A 22,244-nucleotide genomic window follows, 5' to 3' on the forward strand; every position below is an offset into this window, starting at 1 on the left:
AGCATTCACCTGCCTGTTGTTTTTATTTCAGTTTAGCATAGAAGAAAAAAATAGTATGTGGATAATTTATGAATTTTTAAATGAAATATATACTAAAAGTAAATAGTTTATGGAAATGAATGATAACTACAGTAAATACATACTTTTCCCGTAAAAATAATGTTTAAAAAACTCTTTAAACGGTTGTAAAATAACTTCTTTCACGCACTGAGATTATATGTCACATCCAGAAAACCACACGAAAGAGCGATTTTGTAATACATTAAATAGAAAAATCTGGTTATGTCAACAGTTTTACTGCTTTCCTTTTAAAAGCTTATACTTTAAAATAAAGAAGTAATGTGTTTTATGATTAATGATTTGAGGAGGATTTTAAATGGAACACAAGAAACGGACAAGTTTTCCAAAAGAATTTTTATGGGGATCGGCTTCTGCAGCCTATCAAATTGAAGGTGCATGGGATGCGGATGGCAAAGGGCCTTCTGTATGGGATAACTATGTACGAATTCCTGGCACAACCTATGAAGGAACAAATGGTGATGTAGCAGTTGACCATTACCATCGTTATAAAGAAGATGTTAAATTGATGGCAGACGCTGGGTTAAAAGCATATCGCTTTTCAATTGCTTGGTCGCGTATTTTCCCGCAAGGTAAAGGGGAGGTCAATGAGGCTGGCTTGAAATTTTATGATAACTTAATTGACGAGTTATTAAAATATGATATTGAGCCCCTCGTGACAATTTATCATTGGGATATTCCACAAGCATTGTTTGACGAGTACGGGGGCTGGGAATCACGCGAAGTCATTCGGGATTTCACTAATTATGCCATTACGCTATTCAAACGTTACGGTGACCGCGTTAAATATTGGGTTTCTTTAAACGAGCAAAATATTTTTGTTGGAATGGGCTACGGACAGGCGCTTCACCCTCCAAAAGTTTCGGATTTAAAACGGATGTACGAGGTTAACCATATCGCGAACTTGGCGAATGCTAATGTTATTTTGGCCTTTCATGAAATTGTTCCTGATGGGAAAATTGGGCCAAGCTTTGCATATACTCCTCACTATCCGATTGATACAGATCCAAAAAACGTTCAGGCAGCCGATGATGCTGAGGAATTAAATAGTTATTTCTGGATGGATGTTTATGCTTATGGTCGCTATCCAAGCGCAGTTTGGAAGTATCTAGTAGAGCATGATATCGCGCCTACAGTTGAAGATGGCGATATGGAATTGCTTCGTGCCGGTACACCTGATTTTATGGGTGTCAATTATTATCAATCCGCAACAGTTGCTTTTAACCCACTTGATGGTGTTGGTATGAGCAATGAAATGAATACAACGGGTAAAAAAGGGACTTCAAAAGAAACAGGGGTACCAGGCGTTTACAAAAAAATGGTTAATCCTTTTGTGAAAACAACAAACTGGGACTGGACTATCGACCCTAAAGGTTTACAAATTGCCTTACGCCGCATTAATAGTCGCTATCAACTTCCTATTTTAATCACAGAAAATGGTTTAGGGGAATTTGATAAGTTAGAGGACGGGCAAATTCACGATGAATATCGAATTCAATATTTGGCTAGTCATGTGACGGCAATTCGTGATGCGATTAGCGATGGTGTAAATATGCTCGGCTACTGCACTTGGAGCTTTACGGATTTGCTTAGTTGGTTGAATGGTTACCAAAAACGTTACGGTTTTGTCTATGTGGACCGTGATGTATCGGATGATGCACCGATGACGCGCATTCCAAAAGATAGCTTCTACTGGTATAAAAAAGTAATTGAAACAAACGGGGAAGAATTATAATCATTGTTATTTTTGCTCATAAAAAAAGCAGGGTGGCTCTCTAGCCACCCTGCTTTTTGATAAGGGTTATTTCAATTTATTGTGCATTCACAAATTCTGCTGATTTAATGCCTGCTTGGCGACCGAAAATAATAATTTCTGCTACCGAGTTTCCGCCAATTCGATTTTCTCCGTGTAAACCGCCAGTTACTTCCCCTGCCGCGAATAAGCCGGTAATGGGTTGACCCTCTTTATTTAGAACCTCTGTATTCGTATTAATTTTTACACCACCCATTGTATAGTGAACACCTGGGCCAATTTTGATTGCGTAGTAAGGTGCCTTAGATAAATCATTTTCCATACCTGTAGTACGGCCAAACTCAGCATCTTTCTTATCCGCTATACTTTGATTCCATTTTTCTAGTGTTGTTTGCAATTCAGTAGCTGGAACATCGATTTCATTTGCTAGAGCTTCTACCGTATCAGCCTTTTTCACAAATCCCATTTCTTCATATTGCTTAATTGCTTTCACACGTTCCGTTACCCCCGCATCAAAAACTAAATAAGCCGATCTTTCAGGCAACGTATTGATAGCCGCAGTCACTTTATCTCGTGTGTTAAGTTCATTTGTGAAGCGTTTGCCATCGCTATTTACTAAAATGGCACCTTCACCACGAACAGCTTCCCCAATTAAGTATGACTTTTCTTGCTGAACAGTTGGATGGACTTGAATTTGATCCATATCAACCGTTGTGCCACCAAGTTTTTCAATCATCTTAATCCCATCACCAGTGCTGCCTTCTTGGTTTGTTGTCACATATCCTTTTAAATCAGGACGGACTTTTTCAATTAATTCAGCATTTGCACCATATCCACCTGTAGTGACAACAACTGCGTCTGCTGCAATATTTTTTTCTGTCTTATTATTGAACGTCACTTTTACGCCGTTTACTTTGCCATCTTTTTCGGTAATTTCTGTTACATTTGCATTTACAAATGTTGGAATTTCTTCTTTTTGCACATTTTCTAATAAACCATCTACTAAGTATTGACCTACTGCGGAACCATCTTCTGGACGATGCGTCCGTTTTTCATTCATTCCGCCAGTAATCGTAATATTATTTAACGTAATTCCTTTTGAATCTAGCCAATCAATTGCGCTAGCAGAATTATCTACAAAGAAGCGAAGCATCTCTTTATCATTTGTTCCGTGTCCACCCGCTAAAGTTTCCTCATAAAAGAGGTCATTACTGTCTTCAATTCCTTGTTCTTTTTGAAATTTGGTTTCTGAAGCATTCATGCCAGATGACGCCTTGGATGTATTGCCTCCAGCAACGGGCATTTTTTCAAAAATAACTGGATTTAATCCCTTTGCTTTTGCTTCAAGGGCTGCAGACATTCCCGCGCCACCTGCACCGATAATAATGATATCGTAGTTATCTTTTAATTTATCTAGTGATGTATAGCTTGCTTGTGATGCTCCTGAATTTGCTTCTGTTGCTTCCTTTTTTTCACTCGACTTACTTTTCTCGTTTGACTTATCACTAGACCCGCACCCTGCTAGTACAAGTGTGATAGAAAGGATAAAAATAAGTGTCGCAAGTAATTTCTTTTTCATCGTTAAACCTCCCAATTTTATTCCCTTTTCACGTTTATACCCTTACCTTGTGAACACATGAACAATAATAACATAAAAAAAGAAGCTTGTGTGCGTATTCACAAAAAAAGTGCTCAAAAAATTAGAAATGGCACTTGTAATAGATATGACAATACGATTTTTCAAAAAAAGAACGCTTAAATACGATTACAAAACGAAAAAAATATACACCTCAGCATAAATCAAGCCGCTAACCTAAACTAAGGATAGCGGCTTTTTTCAGTATTAAACGCGAGCTTTTTCCAAATGCGCCACATCATTTAGCTTAACAATATGGAATTTACCATCGCTATACTCTACTTTACTAATACTCGTATTTAAAATCCGTTCACCCTTTGAGCGATGATCGGCCATTTCGCCACCCGCTAGAAGGAACATGAGAAGCGTTAACGTCATGCCGTGAGAAACGACCAGAATATTACCACTTTTTTGTTCAGAAATAAGCTTTTGCATGCCTTTTTGAATTCGTGTTTCCAGTTCGTAGTAAGTTTCACCGCCATTTTCACTTGCGTCAAAAGTCGCTGGGCTATGTAACATGGCTTCGCGCGCTTCTTTAAACTGAATATCTAATTCGCTAACACGTATACCTTCCCACGAGCCAAAGCTCATTTCACGAAATTCTTCTGTTAGATGGATTGGGACTTTTTTTCCGCTTAAAATGTATTTAGCGGTATCTTGTGTACGTTTACTCGGACTTACATAAGCTGCTTTAAAATGAATATCTTGAAGGGCTTCGCCGACTAAAATCGCACCATTTTTACCTTCCGAAACAAGTGGAGAGTCTCCCCAGCCTTGCATTTGTCCAGTTAAATTCCATTCTGTTTTGCCATGTCTTACAAAATAAATTGTCAGTTTGCCTTGTTCCAATTTATTGCCTCCTATATTTTAAAACACTAGTGTTCTCATTGTAACACTCTATGTATTTTTTTAAAAGAGGACAAAACATGGGCATTTCTTACTTTAAAGCTTATCTAGACTCATTGAAAGCGGTTTAGTTGCCTTGTAAATTTCACGATAAATGGCATATATTTTTTCATATTCCATGACATTTTGATTATTTGGCTCGTATATCTCATCGCGGTATTTCACAAAAACGTCCGCGCATGCATTTAAATTGGGATATAAGCCGAGACCTGTTGCAGCAATCATTGCGGCACCAACACCTGGACCCTGTTCACTCGTCAAGGTTCGAATATTTCGATTATACACATCTGCTTGCATTTGGAGCCACAGCGGATTTTTTGCACCCCCACCAACTGCAATAATTTCTGTTGCATCACGATTTGCCAGTTTTAAAAGCTCAAAAGCGTCACGAAGCGAAAAAGTAATCCCCTCTATAACCGCACGCATGAAATGACTGCGCGAATGGCGACCGTCAATACCAATAAAAGCACCGCGAATCGCACTATCTGTATACGGCGTGCGCTCACCGCTTAGGTAAGGCGTGAACAAGAGACCTTCCGCACCAATCGGAATCGCCTTTGCGCCCTCAAAAAGATCATCAAAACTTACTTCTGGCGCAAACGTCTGCTTAAACCAGTTCAAACTATTGCCCGCAGAAAGCGTCACACCCATTGAATAGAAAGCATCTTCTTCTACATGATTAAAGAAATGTAAAGGAGATACGTCAGCCTCCAAAACGTGTGATTCGAAACTGAGGAAGACGCCACTCGTCCCAATGCTCGAAAGTGCCAAACCTGGTTTGGTGATGCCAGCACCAATTGCGGCCACCGCGTTATCCGCTCCGCCCATGAATACTTTGACACTCGTTTGAATCCCAAGCTGCAAAACAATTTGTTCGGTGACAAATCCGGTACAAGTCGTAGATGAAACGAGCTTTGGAAGCTGTGATTTTTGGATGTCAAACGCGGATAGGATTTCCTGTGAGTACGTTTTGTGTGCCACATCGAGAAGGAGCGTGCCCGCCGCATCAGAATAATCCGTGCAGAGTTCACCCGTTAAAATGAAAGCGAGATAGTCTTTTGGTAGACAAAAATGCGCCGCTCGTTCCCATGTTTCTGGCTCATTTTGTGCAAGCCACACTAGTTTTGGGAGTGTGAACCCTTCCAACACATCATTTCTCGTAATCGATTTAATTTGCGGTAACTTTTCGCGGATGTAGGCGCACGCTTTTGTTGTCCGTACATCATTCCAAAGAATAGCAGGGCGCACCACTTGCATCTCGTCATCTAAAACAACTAAGCTGTGCATTTGTCCGGAAAAGCTAATTCCCGAGAGCTCTTTCTTTAAATTGGGCACCTCCGCATGAAGCGCCTGAAACACTTCTTTTAGTGCACGCACCCATTCAGAAGGCAATTGCTCACTGTAGCCCTTACGCTCACCTATTAGCGGGTACTCCGCCGAAGATTCGGCAATCAAATCGCCTGCCTCGCTCATCAAAACCGCCTTTAGCGCGCTCGTTCCTAAATCCAACCCTAAAACATAAGCCATTTTTTTCTCCTTTAAATTAAATAATCGTTCAAGCGGGACTTCACATATTCAATGTGGCTTGACGCGTTTTTGACTTCCTCATTTGCTAGCGCATATTCAGTTAGCGTTTTAAGATCTTCCTCACCATTTAAAATGCGTGCGCCAATTCCTTCGCGGAAGCTTTGATATCGTTCTTCCTTGATTTTTTCAAAAAAGCGATCTTCCGTCAATTTTGCTGCCGCTTTTAGTCCGCGTGCATATGTGTCCATACCCGCGATGTGAGCCAAAAGAAGGTCTTCCATTTCAAAAGAACTGCGCCGAACTTTAGCGTCAAAATTAATCCCGCCTGGTGCTATCCCACCGTTTTGGAGGATTTCATACATTGTAAGCGTCGTGTCGTAAATGTTCGTTGGGAATTCATCGGTATCCCAGCCAAGTAGTAAGTCGCCTTGATTGGCATCAATTGATCCAAGTGCATCATAAGTGCGTGCCACGTTCAATTCATGTTCAAAAGTATGACCAGCAAGCGTCGCATGATTGGCTTCTAGATTCAATTTAAAATCATTTTCGAGACCATATTTTTGCAAGAATGCCATTGTTGTCGCCGCATCAAAGTCATATTGATGTTTGGTTGGTTCTTTCGGTTTCGGCTCAATTAAAAATTGTACGTCATGACCAATTTCTTTTGCATAGCGAATGGCCATTTTATACATACGCGCCATGTTAGCCTGTTCAAATGCCATATCCGTATTTAAAAGCGATTCATACCCTTCACGGCCGCCCCAAAAGACATAATTCTTACCACCTAACTTTTTACTAATATCAAGACCTTTTTTAATTTGCGCCGCGGAATGCGCATATACATCAGCATTATTTGTTGAAGCTGCGCCATTTAAAAAGCGTGGGTGCGTGAATAAATTTGCCGTATTCCAAAGCAATTTAATCCCCGTTTGCGTCATTTTTTGCTGAATTAAATCTGTAATTTCATCTAAATTGCGCATAAATTCTTGAAGCGAGTCCCCTTCAGGTGCGATGTCCACATCATGGAAGCAAAAATATTCCACGCCAAGTTTTTCCAAAATCTCAAAAAACATCTCCACACGATTTTTGGCAAGCTCCATCTCTGTTGCCCCGTGAACATCACGAATATTTGTCGCCGCACCAAACGGGTCAGAACCATCTTGTGTCATTGTATGCCAGTACGCCACAGCAAAGCGCAAATGCTCCTTCATCGTTTTCCCTAACACAACTTCCTCCGGGTTGTAATGTCTAAATGCAAATGGATTTTCAGATGATACACCTTCAAAATTAATTTTTTCAATTTGTTTAAAATAAGTCATAATATTCTCCTTTATTTTTCGTTTTCTCTAAACTCTCGATTTCGTTCTTCTAACTCTACTAAATATTGTTTTTCCTGCTTGTCAGCCCGGTAGAAAAATAGCGCTATCGCTGCAATTGCAAAGCCAACAATTGGGATCCACACAAAATTGAATTCAATAGCGGAAAGCGATGCATCTGTCTGTACTTGATTCGCTTGATAACCGCCCATCGCTAAAATTCCAGCCGTTAAGGCGCCGCCGATGCCCATACCAAATTTTGCCCCAAAACTAGAAGCAGATGTCAAAAGTCCTTGAGCGCGAACGCCGTTTTTCCATTCGCCATAATCGACAGTATCGGCAAGCATAACCGACAATAGTCCGGAAATAAAACCGGTTCCAAAAGCATTAATGATAACGCCCAAAATAATAATGGCGATACTCAAATTGTGTGCCCCAATCCCCATAATCACCTGACCAATGATTGCAAGAACTAGCCCCATCACCATAGTATTTCGTTTACCAAGGCGAAAAGCCACTGCTGGCGTAAATAAAAGTGTTAAGAGCGAGCCAAATGCGAGTGCCATAATGATTGGCACCAAATCTTCTCGACCAAGATTGTATTTAAAGAAATACACCGTCGTTTGATTTTTCATCGTCATCGCCATCCAATAAATGAAGTTCATCAAAATCATAATCATCCACGGCCAGTTGCGCTTCATTGCTTTTACGCTATCCTTCACGCGCACCACTTTTTGAACGTTTACAATACGCTCTTTTGTGTTGACGAAAGTATTTAAAAGTAAAACAACGGCTACGACTGAAAATAACAAAATGGTTAGGAAAAAACCTTTTTGTTGGTCACCAGCACCTAGAAAAGCCACAATTGGTAAGGTGAATACGGTCACAACAATTTGTCCAAGCGTGCCACCAAATTGACGAATGGTTCCAAGCACTGTTCGCTCTTTCGGATTGTTCGTTAAGCTCGGTAAAATTGATGTAATCGGCAAATTCACGCACGAATAGAAAATGCCAACTAAGATGTACGTTACGTAAGCCCAAACAATTTTCCCGCCGTCTGACAAATCTGGCGTTGTAAATGTGAGCACACACAAGAGACCAAACGGAATGGAGAACCATAAGAAAAATGGTCTACTCTTCCCCCACCTCGTATGCGTTCGGTCAATAAAAATCCCAATAATAGGTCCATCAAACGCGTCAATGACACGTGCGACTAAAAACAGCGTCCCGACAGCTGCCGCGCTAATCCCATAAACGTCGGTATAAAAAAACATTAAATACGTTCCGATAACTTGAAATGCTAAATTACATGCTGTGTCACTTAAGCCATAGCTAATTCTTTCTTTCCATGGAACCATTGCTTTGAGTGTTGCTTTTTCATTCATACGTTCAGTTGCTTCCATTTCGTTACCCTCACTTTTTTATTTTTTATATAAGACGAAGATTTTCTACTCCCTGAAAACGCAGGACATCATCTGATTCAGGCTTATGCCAAACAACAGAATATTGTGCGATATTTTCCACATCAACGGAAACAACATCCGCTTGCTTACTCACCGTAACACGCGCCACCTCTTCACCCGCTTTAGAAAAAATCGGCTCTGTTACAGAAATATCTGCATCAGTAAACCCATATACGTGAATTTCAGGATTTGCCGCGTAGTCATACTCAGCGCGCTCGCTTTCCTGCCCCATCACAATCACACTATTTTCCATAGCGAGCAGCGGAAATGACATATAATCGTGTGTTTCGCTATACCACTTTTCACCTTCATATGTTTTTTCAGTTAAAATGTTCGTCCATTTCCCTTGCGGCAAGTAAAATTCGCCTCTTCCCGCAGAATTGAAAATCGGAGCCACTAAGAGCGCATCACCAAGCATATATTGCCTATCTAACGTTCCAGCAGTCAAATCTTCTGGAAAACTCATCACCATGGGGCGCATCATTGGAACACCCATTTTGTGCGCCATGACAGCATGGCGGAACAAATACGGCATTAACCGTAGTTTTAACTTCGTGAATTTACGTGTCACTTCCGTTGCCTCATCATCAAACACCCACGGGACGCGGTATTCTACATTGCCATGGTAGCGGCTATGCGAAGATAACAGCCCAAATTGCGTCCAGCGTTTATAAATATCAGGCGTTGCCCCTTCTTCAAAGCCACCAATATCATGACTCCAGAAACTAAAACCAGATAGCATGAAAGATAGCCCGCCCCGGAGAGATTCCGCCATAGATTCATAAGTCGATAGACAATCCCCGCCCCAATGAACTGGAAATTTTTGACTACCTGCTGTAGCTGATCTTGCAAACACAACCGCCTGAGCTGGCTTTTTGCGTTCTAAAAGTTCATAGACAGCCTCGTTATATTGATACGCATAATAATTGTGCATTTTAAACGGATCAGATCCATCAAAATAAGTAACGTCCGTTGGAATTCGCTCGCCAAAGTCCGTTTTAAATGCATCTACACCCATATCCATCAGCGCTTCAAGTTTCGACAAATACCATGCTTTCGCTTCAGGATTCGTAAAATCAACAACCGCCTGGCCGCCCTGCCATAAATCCCACTGCCAAACAGAACCATCTTGCCGCTTAATAAAATAGCCGTTTTCTTTTCCTTCCGCAAATAAAGCCGATTTTTGCGCAATGTAAGGATTTATCCAGACGCAAATTTTCAACCCTTTTTCCTTTAAACGTTTTAACATCGCTTCAGGATTCGGAAAGACCCGTTTATCCCACTCAAAGTTACACCATTCAAAGTCCTTCATCCAAAAGCAATCAAAGTGGAAAACTTCAAGTGGAATATCGCGTTCTTTCATGCCATCGATGAAGCTATTGACCGTTTCCTCATCATAATCAGTGCAAAATGAAGTGCTAAGCCATAAACCAAATGACCATGCTGGCGGCAGTGCAGGTTTACCCATCAAATCCGTATATTTTTGTACAATGTCAACCATCGTCGGTCCGTAAATCACGTAATATTCAAGTGTTTCACCCGCCACACTAAATTGATTTTTCGATACATGCTCCGTCCCAATCTCAAACGATACATGCTCCGGATGATTCACAAAAACGCCATACCCTTTATTACTTATGAAAAAAGGAACGTTTTTATAGGACTGGTCGCTACTTGTTCCGCCGTCTTTATTCCAAATGTCAACCGTCTGCCCGTTTTTCACAAAATTCGTAAACCGCTCACCTAAACCATAAATATTTTCCCCGACTGAAAGATTCAATCTTTCGCGCATAAAATGCCCATCTGCTGACTCTATGTATCCTTGTCCGTTTGTATCAGACGTTGTAAGAAGCGTTTCATTTCCGAAAAATGAAATTTTGTAGCTACTTTTGTCGAGTTCGGCTTTTAAGTCGCCAGATTGCACAATAATTTTTTCTTGTGTATCAATCGTTTTAAGTTTTTGCTTGGTTTTTTCGATAGGAAATTCTGGACCTTTTTTTAATCCCCCATCATGGTGTTTTAAAGTAACTTTAAGAACATCATCTTGCGGCGTCTCAAAACTTACTGTCATCATCCCTAAATTCAGCGTGTCTCCGCGAGTTTCGATTTTCTTAAACGGGGCGAAAACTTCAACTGAATCCGCTTTCATTTTGTAATCAAAAATTTCTTTTGGCGTGTGAATTGTGTAGCCTTCTTTGACAAGCCAAATCCCATCTGTAAATTTCATGGTTTTTCCTCCCATTCATCAAACAATTGCAAACGTTTAGGTTAGTTAGCATAATAAACTAACTAACAATAATATAAAGGAATACAGTTTCTTTTGTCAAGCCTTTTTGCTAAAATAAGAAGAGAAAGCGGGGGAAACAGATGTTTACTAGTCGAGCAGGAATTAGAGAATCAAACGAACGAATCGTCTTAAATAAAGTTGCGCAAAATGGACCGCTTTCGCGTGCCGAACTTGCAGACACGATTGGTTTAAATAAAGCTACTATTTCTGATATTGTAAAAAAATTGATGACACAAAAACTAATCAATGAAGTTGGCATTGGCGAAAGTACCAACCTAGGCGGCCGAAAGCCCATTATGCTCGAACTTAATGCAAAAGCTGGTTTTGCTGTAAGTGTCGATATTGGTTACAACTATATTGATGTAATGGTGCAGCGTCTTGACGGCACCGCTTATAAACGAGAATTATTTCCTTTTACGACCATCAAGCGGGACACGATTATCCAGGAACTTTCTGAAAAACTTGGTCTATTTCTTTCTAGCCTACCAAAATCGCCATTTGGGGTTGTTGGAATTTTAATTGCGATTCACGGAATTGTTTTAGATGACCACATCCAATTTACACCAGCGTATGACTTAGCTGGGCTTGATTTTAAAAATGCACTCGGCGAACAATTTGCCTGCCCAGTGTACTTGGAAAATGAAGCAAATTTATTAGCAGTTTCCGACCATACAACAGAAGAAAAATATACGAACCTTGTGAGCATCAGTATTCATTCTGGCGTGGGAAGCGGGGTTATTTTAAATAATCAGCTTTACCCTGGTATAAATGGCTATGCGGGCGAAATCGGTCATATGACTGTCGTAACTGAAAATGGCCGCCCGTGCCCATGTGGCGCGAACGGCTGCTTGGAATGCTATGCTTCCGAAAAAAACACGCTAGACACATATAAAGAGCTTTCCGGACATGAAAACGCACTTGTTACGGATTTATGCCACGCTTTTTTGGAAAAAGAAGCAGCAGCCGTGCGTGTCGTACAAAATATGATTCACTACTTAGCAATTGGCATCCAAAACGTAACAGCTCTCTACAACCCAGAAGTTGTTTTCATAAACAGTGAAATTTCAAGACTTATTCCAGATTTCACCGACCAAATTGAAACAAAACTAACATCATTCACATCTAAAAATATCAAAATAAAAGCCTCCCACCTAGGCGAGGAAGCCATTTTATATGGTGCTGGCTATTTAGTTATCAAACGCTTTTTAGACTCATAAAAATTCCAAATAATAACAAGACATACAGAGATAAAATTACCGCTAAATAATAATTTCATCTCTGTATCAACGCTAATAACTGCGTTAAGAAATCATGATAAAACGCTTTGGTATAATGCACATAGAAATTCCCCCACGGGTGATGCTTATCGAGCAAATACCTTTTTGTCGTCATATCTAACACTTGGACTTGAAAATTTTTCTCTATAAAGTCATTTAAAATATGCCAAATTTCATTTAAACGTTCCACATCCACTTTTTGATAATTCCGCGTTTCACGCCATTCATTAAGCGAACCACCATCCTCAAAGTTATCTTCAAATCGCGCCTTTACTAAAATAACTTTACACGAAGGCATCTTTTGTTGTAGAAATTGAAAAAAGGCTATCACATGCTGTTTCCAAACCTCAAAATATGCTTCAACGTCTTTCGTTATCGACCAAATTGTTTTCGCATTTTTTATTGGGGGAATTTCTTTAAACTTAGAATTATACGTGAAGAAACCTTGTTCTAACTCTACAACTCCCAAATATATATCCGCATATACATCTATCAGCAGATATTCTGGATTCCTCGTTTGAATTAAACTTAAAAATTCTTTCGTATGCTCCGTCTTATAGTGCCATTTGCTAAAAGCATTCATTTGTTCGATTTCTTGGTTTTCTATATAAGGAAGCTTTGGCGACATAAGACTTAGAAAGCTACATTGGTGTTGGTGTAACACGCATTCGACAAATTTTTTATAATCAGGGTTAAATGTTGTGTTAAAATTATCTCTCGTTAAACAAGAACCAACAATGGCAATTTTTATCACTTTTTCTTCCATCTTATCTCCTTCACTCCGTCAACATATGGAGTCTCTCCTCAATTTTATGTAAATTAGTCGAAGATAACAGTAATATATTAATCCATGTAATTTGTTCTACTATTATGTTACGTGAAATGTCTGCATGTTTATGCACGGACGAATCAAACACATCATGAATTTCAACTGAATCAGACGGAATCTGACTGTACAAGTTGTAATTAAAAGAAACGAGTGGATAACCAAAAATAATTTTTTTAGTCGAAGTTTTTTTATTAGCAAGTCTGGCTAAATCATTCAAAAGATTCCATTTCCTAAAGTCACGCAAATAATGCAAATCATTTTCTTGATTATACTGCTCCGTGCTAATAATTGGATCTACAGTAACGGAATTAAAATCGCCAAGAAAACTATGATATAAAGCCCCCGTCCCGCCTTTTGATCCGCCATACAAAACAACATCTTCTTTTATAATATGGTTTACGTCCATGACAAATTGAATAGCATTTTGAACATCCGATTCCATCTCCATATAATTAAATGTATTAATATAATGGCTACCATAAGACAAATTCAAGTCCATAATTCGCATCACAAGCGTATTCTTCACTAAATGTTTCTGCATACTTGCGAATGAAGTTGTAAAACAGCGATGTGCAATATTGGCACTATGATAGTTTTCTTTTGCTGGCATGGGCGAAAAAATGACCACTAGCCTTTTAGGCGCCAACTTGTTATCCTTTTCACTAGGAATCTTCTCTAATGTATAAAATAATTCCCCATGTTTAATCAAATCTTTTCTTTGCCAAATCGTGTGCACATCTTTACGTCGAATAAAATAAGAGGATTGACCAATGTGCATATAAAGGATATAATCATGCGCCAAAACCGCTTTATACATCTCTAAAATGGGTTGTGTTTCCCGCGATAATTCTAATATGTTTTTATCTGAAAATGTTTTTATAACTAACTTCATTTTATTATACTCACATTTAAAATGATAAATATCTGTAAACTCAATATCTTTATTTGTTGTCATAAAACGATGGTCTCTCCTTTAAAAATAATAATTGCATCAACTTATTGTTCATCATAACGCTATCCTTAGAAAGTAAATTTTTCTGAATCGCTTTACAATATTGCATAACATTTGAATTTTCATCAAGAATGGCTCTCACTAAACTTTTTGTCGTATATGTTTTCCCTTCTAATAAGCATATTTTTTTCATATCAAAATACCAACCAACTTTTTTCTGATATACTTCCGAATCCTCCTGCAAGATAATAATCTTTTTGTTTAAATGAGCAAAATCAAAAATCGCAGAAGAGTAATCAGAAATTAAAATGTCTACTAGCACAAATAGTTCTTGAATATCTACCAGTTCATTATAAAAACAATGAATCCTTGAATCTAACGCTTTATAAAATCTACGTAGAGAAGCTTCCAAAGGATGAAGTTTTACAATAATTTCATATTCAGGTGGTAAATTCTGAATTAAAGTTTTTAGATCAATATCTGTTATTTCATTTCGTTCTTGCTTACGCCACGTTGGACAAAATAAAATATATTTTTTATTTGCATTTAACGGTCGGTTGAAGTATTTAAAATGAATATGCAACTTTTCTCTATAATTATTTCTATTCTTAATTAAGTAGGCATTTCGCGGTGCGCCCATCTCCACAATCTTTAAATCTGGGCTTTCTTTTAACGCAAATGCTGAACGAAACAATGAAGTATTCATAGGCGATGAAGATAAAAGATAATTCCATTTTTTCATTCGGGGCAAAAAGGCGTTCAATTCTTGTTTACGGTGTTTCGCATCCTCTAAATCTGCTACCATTTTCTTTAGAGGAAAGCCATGCCATGTTTGAATGATGATTTGATTAGGTAATTTGCCAACTTTATCAAGCGTGTTTCCGTTCACAATGATATACTTGCATTTCTCGAATTTGCGCTGATATTCCGCGCTTCCAAGTCGAAGAGCCTCAAAGCCAAAATAGCGAATTTCCATATCTACGAGTTGATTCACGGAACTAACGAATATCTTCGCATTTGGTATATGTTTTTTTATCCAGAGTGCAATGTATTTCGGATCTCCTGAAAAAGACTTCCCGTGAAAAGATTCAATAAAATACATCTTCTCATTGACTAACTTCGCTCTTTGCTGCATGTTTTTTCTCGCTTTTAATTTATACAATAAAGTATGTGCCATTGTTTTAATATGAGCGTTCATCAAAACCTTTCCAATCACAGGCTTATCTTTTAAAAAGCTATATAGGTTAAAAAGAGAAGTTAGCGACTCTGCTTGAACTAACATAACGTCTGCCCAAATTTCTTCTATGTTTTTACTTGGATTAAATTTCTTTTGTTTCTGTTTTTGGAATAAATGAAACTGTTTGACGTACATCGGAACGTAACTTTTTTGTGTCAAAATAAGTGAAATCCCTTGATGATAACTAATTGTATCGATAGATGAAAGAAATTTCAGAACTCGCCTCGCATCTATTGGTATATTTTTTGTAATCCATTGAATATTAGATGGATTTTTATAGATTTCTTGCAGCACCCCGTCTTCACCAGGAAATACAATAGCACGTTTTTCTTTGGCAAGTGCTTCAAGAATTGAATAACCAAATGTTTCATAACGTGAGGTAGAAAAATAAATATAGTCAGGAGGTGTTCCCTGGTTTAAAAACACATTTGCTTGCAACCCGTAATGATTAATTAAATTGCGATACAATGTTTCAGAGGGTCCATAACCTTCAATATAAAGTTTGATATGAGTAGCTTTATGATAATGGACAAGATAGTCTAAAAGCCGAATAGCATAAGAAATATCTTTTACGCCATCCTCAAACCGAGAAAGAATATAGAGATTATTTGTTGGTTTTGGTATAAAATCCTTAGGTAATGTCATATGATCTGTGCTAACTTGATGAACAAGCAATGTTTCATAGTGATATTTTTCTTTAAACTTTTTTTTGATTGATTCTGTGGCTACCCTTATGTAGTCTAGAGCATATAAGTCTTCCCCTAAGTTTTCAGGTAACATGCTGAGAGGCGCATGTATTTCACCTATTGTCATTGCATGCGGACAATAAAATTTTATAATTTGAGCTAAGGGAAAAAATGTTTCACGCGTTATAATATAAAAATCAATGGAACTATCTTTTCCTAATTCTATAAGTGGCGCAAAATGAACATTCATACTTAAATTTTCCTGATAACGAATACTTAATATATCTGTTGGTGAAAAAGGTCGTGCATTGTAAATAACAACATCTATGCCTTCCTTGTTAAATTCTTTTGTTAAGTTTAGGTTACTACGACTTGTTCCTCCTGCTGAAAACACATTAAACCCTACGATAGCAACCTTCATTCTGTTAGCTTCCCCCATTTTAAAAATCTCTCCTCACCGACATTATTTATCTGTTTTAGAAGAGGAAAGTTTTAACATTACCCGTGAGCGCTTCCGGCAAGTTGTTGCTTGATATACGTTGTGGAAATGTTTTCTGTGCGCTCTAAATAAATGACTTCGCAGTAACTATTTAAAAAATCAAACTGACCTTTCCAATCATCTCCCATTACAAAAATATCAATCTCATTCGAATGAATATCGATTATTTTTTGTTCCCAGTCCGTCTCTGGGATAACTTTGTCTACATGTTTGATAGCTTCAAGCAAATATTTACGCTGTTCATACTTATGAAAGGCTGACTTTCCTTTTAATGCATTGAATTCATCAGTAGAAAGCACAACAGTTAGATGGTCCCCTAACGCTCTGGCTCGTTCTAACAAGCGAATGTGCCCCCAATGCAATAAATCAAATGTTCCGTATGTAATCACTTTTTTCATAAAATTCTCCCCTCATTAAAAATAAACATAGCACTATGATGTTATGTTTATTTTCTTGATATCATAGTACATTATATTATAAAAATGATATTTAAAAATCGAACATATTGACATATTAAAATAAAATAAAGTCATTAATGCACTAAAATTTTCCTTGTCAAGATAATTTGAAGGAAAAACTTCTTACAATACCAAAAAAGAGCATATATAGACAATAGAGCATGCTTATTTTACTCCTGAAAAATGAAGAAATTGCATGAAAATAAAATAGAGACGGAATCCGCCTCTATTCTAATTATCCTTATAAGTCATTGTCATATTATGATTCATCCGCCAAAAACACTAAGCCTGCTGTAGCCTTCGCTTTTGTCACCACATCCATGACAATTTGGCTGTGCCGAAGTCGGCGGAGCATCTCTTCCGTATCTTTCTCATCAATCATTTGCTGAAAAGCTGAAAATTCGTCATACATGCGATGTTCGCTATCCTTCACATCTATATGTGCGTCTTCACCTTGATTTGGTAAAAATTCAAAAGAGTCACAAACACTCACAGTACCATTCACATGAATCGTTCCCGCGTCACCTTGAACATTCGCTGAAATAGGTGCTTTACTGTCTTTTGAGCCAATGCAGACAGCCTTAAAGTGACCATAATCCATCACCAGAACACCAGACGTATCAATCCCTTTTGCCAAGTTCGCATAATAATGAACATCTTTTGGCGCTCCGAACAAACCAACAACAAAATGGATATTATAAATGTTCAAGTCCATCAAGGCTCCACCAGACATTTCTCGGTTGAAAGCAGGTAAAATATTGCCTTCTTTAAAAGCATCATAGCGCGAGGAGTACTGCGAATAATTGGCTTCCACAATTTTAATTTCCCCAAGACTACTCACCCGTTTTTTAATTTCCAAAAAGTTTTTCATATATTGATTCGTAATCGCTTCAATCAAGAAAAGACCTTTTTCTTTGGCTAAATCAGCAAGAATTTGTAACTCCTTGGCGTTCGATGTGAAGGGCTTTTCACAAATGACGTGTTTGCCATGAGTGAGCGCCATTTTCGTATACTCAAAATGCAAATGATTTGGCAGCGCCACATAAACCGTGTCGATGGAATCATCATTTAGAAAAGCTTCAAAATCCGTATGCACCTTTTCAATGCCGTACTCTTTTTGCAAGCCTTCAAGCTTCGCACGACTTTTTTCCCGCCCGAAAATTGCCGCAAGCGTAATCTTAGGAAGTTCCGAAAAAACAGGTAGCAAGTCATGTACAATCATTCCAGAGCCAACAATACCTAATTTCATTTTATTTACACTCCTTTATCCCTTTTTCTAAAATTTGCATTTGCAGTAGGGTCTCATCATCTTTCACTTGTTTCGGTTTTCCATTTATAATGGCTTCATAAAGTTCGTCGTAGACTCGGCCGTAATCGCCTACTTCTGAAATTACTTTTTCCTCGCGGTATTCACCGTTTTCATCTATATAGGTTAGCGTTCCGTAATGTTCTGGCAAGTCAATTCCAAAATCTGGATTTTCTGGCATGTAGAACAGTTTTAAATGCTCTTCTTGGCGGTCTTTTGTCTCTTTCACAAAAGCACCTTTCTTACCGTAGACGACAAAGCTAGACCGCGCTTTCAAACGGAAATAACTCGATTTAACGGAGACTTTTAAAGTTTGATAGTAAAAATCTAAGTCAAAATAGTCATTCATACGGTTCTCACCGAGCAATTGCCGGACGTCATAATGAATGTTGTCAGGTTTTCCAAAATAAGATAATACTTGATCAATTGTGTGGCAGCCGTGACCATATAGGTAGCTATTGTAAAACTCAAATTTATGCGCTGATTCTGGCACTTCAGGCCTAAAATAATCATAATGCATTTCCACTTCTAACAAATCGCCAAGTTTCCCGCTCTCAATTACCCGCTGCACCGTTAAAAAGTCGGAATCAAAACGGCGATTTTGGTAACATTGCGCGATTAAACCTTTCGCCTTCGCTAGTTGAAAAATTTCTTCAGCCTCTTTATACGTCATCATAAAGGGCTTTTCGACTAAAACATGTTTTCCAGCTTCTAATACTTGCTTCGCAAATTCAAAGTGGGACTCCTGCGTTGTGGCTACCACAATCATTTGAATTTCCGAATCAGACAGTAATTCATCTAAATTCGTTGTATAATGAATATGATCAAATTTTTTCCAAGCATCGTGACTTGGGTTTCTTCGGTAAATGGTTTTTATGCGAATGGTATTTCGCTCTAATACAAATGGTAAATGGTATCGGTTGGTACTTTTTCCGTTTCCGATATAACCGATAGTAAGCATACTAAATCCTCCTCGTTTCACTTTAATACTTTTATCTTATAAGTATTTGGCGAAAAAGGCTACCAATTATGTTTATGCCTGTTCATTTAGAAAAAATTGTTCTAAACGGACTAGTGAAAACTTATTTTTTGCACAAAAAGTTCATGAAAGGAGCTTTTTTATGATTTTAACGAATATGAAAAACATGGCAGATTTTACGACAACTGAAAAAGCTATTGCGACATTTATTCTTAAAAATGCCGATCAGATGGAACATTTAACAATTCAAGAGCTTGCGAAAAGGACGTTCTCATCGCATGCCACCATCATCCGTTTTACTCGAAAATTAGGTCTTTCAGGGTTTAAAGAGTTTAAGATTGCACTTGTTAAGGAGATTCAGGGGCGCGACTTTTTACCTGCTGATATTGATCCTAATACGCCGTTTCAGGAGGGGGATTCACTTTCTACGATTAGTCGGGAAATTATGGAGCTTACGCAGCAGACGGTTTCCGAAAGTTTTCAACTACTCGATGAGGCGCAGCTAGCGAGAGCAACGCGGCTACTACATGAGTCTCAACGCATTTTTTTATTTGCGGTCGGGGATTCACAAATTCGTGCGGAGAGTTTTCAAAATAAGTTGTGGAAAATTAATCGCTATGCTTTTCTGGCCACAAAACGTGCGGAATGGGCGGTTCATACGGCAAATATGACGAAGCATGATTGTGCATTTTTTATCAGTTATGATGCATTATCGAAGCTTGACTTTGCGGCGGCAAGTTTTTTAAAGAAGCGTGCCGTGCCCATTATTTTACTTACCTCTCAAACGACGAGCGAATTAGCTAAACTAGCAGATATTTGCATTTCGATTCCGAAATCGGAGGGGAAAACGGCTCTTAAAATTTCTACTTTTGCTTCACAAATTGCTTTTGACTATGTACTAAATGTATTTTTCTCGGCGCTTTATCAAATGGACTATGAAAAAAATACAGCTTATCTTGCTAAAAATCGGGATTTCTTTAGCGAAAATGATGTTTAAAAATCAGACTGCTTAAGGAGGCTTTAAAAATTAAACTTGCCGCTTGTCAGCAGTCTGAAATTACAAATTTTGTTTATTTATCGGTATCAAGTGGCGTCAAATGCGCTTCAATTTCAGCACGGCGACTTTCAAATTTTGGCGGGAGCTCAACATACGTACCATGTTCTACTTCAAAATCCGTGTTGAATCCTGGGCCATCTGTTGCTAATTCAAAAAGAATTCCGTTTGATTCGCGGAAATAAAGTGAATGGAAATAATAACGGTCAATAAAACCTGAATTGGCATAGCCAGAATCTGAAATTCGCTCTACCCAAGCAAGCATTTCTGCATCGTCTTTCACGCGGAAAGCGAGATGATGTACTCCGCCAGCTCCTAAATTATGCTGTTTCAAATCTGGTCTTGCCTCAAGATGCACTTCTGATCCCGTGCCGCCAGCGCCCGTTTGATAGACGGTAAGCAATTTTTCATTTTCCTGATAAGCTCCTACGCGTTTAAAGCCAAGCAATTTGGTTAACACTGTATCGGTTTTTTCTTTTTTCAAAACCGAAATGCGTACGGGACCGAGACCAGAAATGGCATATTCGATTGGAACGGGTCCTTGAGCCCACGGATGACCTGCAGAAACACCTGTATTCCCCTCATCAGAAACTAAATGAATGGTGAGACCATCTATGTCCTTAAGACGGATAACTTTACGTCCAAATTGTTCCTCACCGGTACTATGAAAAATTTGAAACTCATCTAGCCGCTTATGCCAGTATACGAGTGCTTCATCATTTGGGACACGCAAACTCATAGCGGAAATTTGATTGCGACCTAACTGATTTTTCGCCATGTTAGGGACTTCAAAAAAGGTCACTGTTGTACCAGGGTTACCAATTTCATCTGCATAGTATAGATGATACGTATAAGGATCGTCTTGGTTGACGGTTTTTTTTACGAGCCGCATTCCTAGGACTTTCGTATAAAAATCAAAATTTCTTCTTGCGTTTTCAGTGAAAATGGAAATATGATGTAAGCCTAATAATTCCATGTTTTCTGCCTCCTAATTTAATTTTTTCAGTAAATCAAGTAGCTGTTTTTGTTCTTCGCGCGTTAGGTTACTAAATTGGTCTTGTTGAAAAGCTTCTTGCTTTGGCACCAATTCATTGTAACAAGTGATTCCTTTTTTCGTCAGCATAATAAATTTTTCACGTCCTACTTTTTCGCGACGCACATAATTTTGTGTTTCGAGTTTTACGAGCAACTGTGTAATATTCCCTTTTGTCACAACGAGTTTTTTACCAAGTTCTTGTTGTGTTAGTTTGCCCTCTGGACCGATTTGAGCAATGCAGTCAAACATGGCTGTTGAGAGGCCTGCTTCTTTAAAGTTTTGATTTGTGAGTTTCATATTCCGATTATAAAAACGACTTATGCGAAACCAAAGGATGACGCCTAGTCGGTCATCTGTTTTTACCATTTTGAACCGCCTCCTGTTTTATTTAGTTTATCTCTAAACTAAATAAAAAGCAAGCTTTACGGCTTGCTTACAAATTCTAATAGTGTTTTGGCAACTTTTTGTGTGTCGGCTTGTTGGATGCCTAAAATGTGTGTATGCCACATGCCATCGATGGTATAGCGAACAAAATTGGCTTTTTCCGAGCCGATTTCTGGCGTGAGGCGTTCGTCATCGGCATCATAAACGGCATTCCATTCTTCATTATCGACGTTTTGAGTGATGACGGATGCTAGGAGTGCTGCGTGTAGGCCAATTAAATCGTCGTCTTCTAATTGGCGCAGATTTCCCGCAATATAGGCTTCTGTAAAAGGAATTTTAGATGTATTTTTGTGTTTTTCATACTCTGCTGTAAGTATTTCATTGTAAGCATCGATAGTATATGTGATGAGTGATTTCGTGAGTTCATCTTTGTTTTTAAAGTAGTAAAAGATGGCAGCCTTCGTAATACCAGCATTTTTAGCGACTTTGGCTAAACTATAATTTTGAATGCCTGCTTCTGAAATTACTTCGATGGCAGACTTAATAATTAAATCTCTGCTACTCAATTTTGTTCCTCCGTT

18 protein-coding genes are annotated in these 22,244 nt (G+C 38.4%); 3 read left to right on the plus strand and 15 right to left on the minus strand.

The window, feature by feature from the left end:
* Positions 1–376 precede the first annotated feature (376 nt).
* Positions 377–1,813, plus strand: a complete 1,437-nt coding sequence (locus R8923_RS12465; RefSeq protein ID WP_485873083.1) for a glycoside hydrolase family 1 protein — start codon at positions 377–379, stop codon at positions 1,811–1,813.
* Positions 1,814–1,889: 76 nt separating this feature from the next.
* On the opposite strand, the gene R8923_RS12470 is transcribed toward R8923_RS12465, so the two are convergent.
* From R8923_RS12470 to yicI, 6 genes are all read right to left on the minus strand, one after another.
* Positions 1,890–3,410 carry a flavocytochrome c gene (locus R8923_RS12470; protein WP_485873084.1) on the minus strand — a complete coding sequence of 507 codons (1,521 nt, stop codon included), beginning with the start codon at positions 3,408–3,410 and terminating at the stop codon, positions 1,890–1,892.
* A 264-nt stretch (positions 3,411–3,674) separates the two neighbouring features.
* Entirely contained in the window at positions 3,675–4,316 is a 642-nt protein-coding gene (locus R8923_RS12475; protein ID WP_485873085.1) for a histidine phosphatase family protein, read from the minus strand.
* Between the two features lie 93 nt (positions 4,317–4,409).
* Entirely contained in the window at positions 4,410–5,900 is a 1,491-nt protein-coding gene (gene xylB, locus R8923_RS12480; protein WP_485873086.1) for a xylulokinase, read from the minus strand.
* 11 nt (positions 5,901–5,911) lie between these two features.
* Positions 5,912–7,219: a xylose isomerase gene (gene xylA / locus R8923_RS12485; RefSeq protein ID WP_485873087.1), complete on the minus strand. Its 1,308-nt coding sequence runs from the start codon at positions 7,217–7,219 to the stop codon at positions 5,912–5,914.
* 11 nt (positions 7,220–7,230) lie between these two features.
* Positions 7,231–8,619, minus strand: a complete 1,389-nt coding sequence (locus R8923_RS12490; protein WP_485873088.1) for a glycoside-pentoside-hexuronide (GPH):cation symporter — start codon at positions 8,617–8,619, stop codon at positions 7,231–7,233.
* A 25-nt stretch (positions 8,620–8,644) separates the two neighbouring features.
* Complete coding sequence (yicI, locus tag R8923_RS12495) at positions 8,645–10,906, minus strand: alpha-xylosidase (RefSeq protein ID WP_485873089.1); 2,262 nt, start codon at positions 10,904–10,906, stop codon at positions 8,645–8,647.
* A 140-nt stretch (positions 10,907–11,046) separates the two neighbouring features.
* Between yicI and R8923_RS12500 the strand changes: the two genes are divergently transcribed.
* Positions 11,047–12,183, plus strand: coding sequence for an ROK family protein (locus tag R8923_RS12500; protein ID WP_485873090.1), 1,137 nt, complete (start codon positions 11,047–11,049; stop codon positions 12,181–12,183).
* 55 nt (positions 12,184–12,238) lie between these two features.
* On the opposite strand, the gene R8923_RS12505 is transcribed toward R8923_RS12500, so the two are convergent.
* The 6 genes from R8923_RS12505 to R8923_RS12530 form a co-directional block, all read right to left on the minus strand.
* Positions 12,239–13,009 (minus strand): DUF6270 domain-containing protein, encoded by a 771-nt coding sequence (locus R8923_RS12505; RefSeq protein ID WP_485873091.1) that lies wholly within the window; start codon positions 13,007–13,009, stop codon positions 12,239–12,241.
* Positions 13,010–13,019: 10 nt separating this feature from the next.
* Positions 13,020–14,027 (minus strand): XcbB/CpsF family capsular polysaccharide biosynthesis protein, encoded by a 1,008-nt coding sequence (locus tag R8923_RS12510; RefSeq protein ID WP_485873092.1) that lies wholly within the window; start codon positions 14,025–14,027, stop codon positions 13,020–13,022.
* Complete coding sequence (locus tag R8923_RS12515) at positions 14,014–16,386, minus strand: CDP-glycerol glycerophosphotransferase family protein (protein ID WP_485873093.1); 2,373 nt, start codon at positions 16,384–16,386, stop codon at positions 14,014–14,016. The genes R8923_RS12510 and R8923_RS12515 overlap by 14 nt, the downstream gene beginning before the upstream one ends.
* A 59-nt stretch (positions 16,387–16,445) precedes the next feature.
* Positions 16,446–16,844: a glycerol-3-phosphate cytidylyltransferase gene (gene tagD / locus R8923_RS12520; RefSeq protein ID WP_485873094.1), complete on the minus strand. Its 399-nt coding sequence runs from the start codon at positions 16,842–16,844 to the stop codon at positions 16,446–16,448.
* Positions 16,845–17,163: 319 nt separating this feature from the next.
* Positions 17,164–18,153, minus strand: a complete 990-nt coding sequence (locus R8923_RS12525; RefSeq protein WP_485873095.1) for a Gfo/Idh/MocA family protein — start codon at positions 18,151–18,153, stop codon at positions 17,164–17,166.
* A gap of 1 nt (position 18,154) precedes the next feature.
* A complete protein-coding gene (locus tag R8923_RS12530) occupies positions 18,155–19,171 on the minus strand; it encodes an oxidoreductase (protein ID WP_485873096.1) in 1,017 nt (338 codons plus the stop codon).
* Positions 19,172–19,331: 160 nt separating this feature from the next.
* Here R8923_RS12530 and R8923_RS12535 point away from each other — a divergent pair, with 160 nt between their 5' ends.
* Entirely contained in the window at positions 19,332–20,186 is an 855-nt protein-coding gene (locus tag R8923_RS12535) for a MurR/RpiR family transcriptional regulator (RefSeq protein WP_485873097.1), read from the plus strand.
* 73 nt (positions 20,187–20,259) lie between these two features.
* Here the strand turns inward: R8923_RS12535 and R8923_RS12540 are convergent, their stop codons facing one another.
* From R8923_RS12540 to R8923_RS12550, 3 genes are read right to left on the minus strand one after another with little or no spacing between them, the layout of a single operon-like run.
* Positions 20,260–21,219 (minus strand): ring-cleaving dioxygenase, encoded by a 960-nt coding sequence (locus R8923_RS12540; RefSeq protein WP_485873098.1) that lies wholly within the window; start codon positions 21,217–21,219, stop codon positions 20,260–20,262.
* A gap of 12 nt (positions 21,220–21,231) precedes the next feature.
* Positions 21,232–21,645, minus strand: coding sequence for a MarR family winged helix-turn-helix transcriptional regulator (locus R8923_RS12545; protein ID WP_485873099.1), 414 nt, complete (start codon positions 21,643–21,645; stop codon positions 21,232–21,234).
* Between the two features lie 56 nt (positions 21,646–21,701).
* The gene (locus R8923_RS12550) at positions 21,702–22,229 is read right to left on the minus strand and encodes a TetR/AcrR family transcriptional regulator (RefSeq protein WP_485873100.1); all 528 of its coding nucleotides are present in this window, start codon (positions 22,227–22,229) and stop codon (positions 21,702–21,704) included.
* Positions 22,230–22,244: the final 15 nt, after the last annotated feature.

It is taken from the genome of Listeria tempestatis (assembly GCF_963575625.1).
Classification (GTDB): Bacteria; Bacillota; Bacilli; order Lactobacillales; family Listeriaceae; genus Listeria; species Listeria tempestatis.